Consider the following 1,065-nt stretch of genomic DNA (forward strand, 5'->3'; position numbering starts at 1 on the left):
GAGCTGGAGCGGCGGGTCCGGGACAGGGGCGCGCCGGCCCGGGAGGTGGAGCGGGCCCGGATCGTGCTGCTGGCCGCCGACGGGGTGCCGGGGCAGCAGATCGCGGAGATGGTGGGCTGCGCCGAGGGCACGGTGGTGACCTGGCGCGCCCGCTACGCCGAGCGCGGCCTGGCCGGGCTGGCGGACCTGCCGCGGCCGGGCAAGCCCTCGCCGCTGCCCGAGGCGCTGCGGGATCGGGTGCTACAGCTGACCCTGACCGAGCCGCCGACCTCGCTCGGGGCGACGCACTGGTCCTCCCGCCTGCTGGCCGACGCGCTGGCCGCGGAGGGCACACCCATCTCGCACGCCACGATCGCCCGGATCTGGCACCGCTTCGGGGTGCAGCCCTGGCGGGCGCAGACCTTCAAGTTCTCCACCGATCCGGAGCTGGAGGGCAAGATCCGCGACGTCGTCGGGCTGTACCTGCATCCGCCGGAGCGGGCGGTGGTGCTCTGCGTGGATGAGAAGCCGCAGATCCAGGCCCTCGAGCGGACCGCGCCGCCGCTGCCGGTGCGGCCCGGCCGGCCGGAGGCAGCCAGCTTCGACTACGTCCGGCACGGCACCACCACGCTGTTCGCCGCGCTGGAGGTGGCCACCGGCAAGGTCACCGAGGCCTGCACCGAGCGGCACCGCCACCAGGAGTTCCTGGCGTTCCTGAGGCAGGTGGCCCGTGCCTATCCGCGCCGCCAGCTGCACGTGGTGGTCGACAACCTGTCCACCCACAAGCACCCGGCGGTCCGGGCCTGGTTGGCCCGTCATCCGCGGATGACCCTGCACTTCACGCCGACCTCGGGCTCCTGGCTGAACCTGGTCGAGGCATTCTTCTCGATCATCACCCGGCAGGCGCTGCGCCGGGGCAGCTTTCCGACCGTGGCCGACCTCATCGCCGCGATCGAGCGGTTCATCGATGCCTGGAACGACCGGTGCCGACCGTTCACCTGGACCAAGGACCCCGACACGGTCATCGCCAAGGCCACCGATCCCGGACACCGCAAGGCATCAACCACATCAGTTACAGAGCACTAG

At 72.2% G+C, this 1,065-nt stretch carries 1 protein-coding gene; it reads left to right on the forward strand.

All coding sequences use genetic code 11. The features are described from left to right. The first annotated feature begins 3 nt into the window (after window positions 1–3). The gene (locus HK417_RS24365; RefSeq protein WP_261327705.1) at window positions 4–1,065 is read left to right on the forward strand and encodes an IS630 family transposase; all 1,062 of its coding nucleotides are present in this window, start codon (window positions 4–6) and stop codon (window positions 1,063–1,065) included.

This window comes from Modestobacter marinus (assembly GCF_019799945.1).
GTDB classification, from domain to species: domain Bacteria; phylum Actinomycetota; class Actinomycetes; order Mycobacteriales; family Geodermatophilaceae; genus Modestobacter; species Modestobacter marinus_B.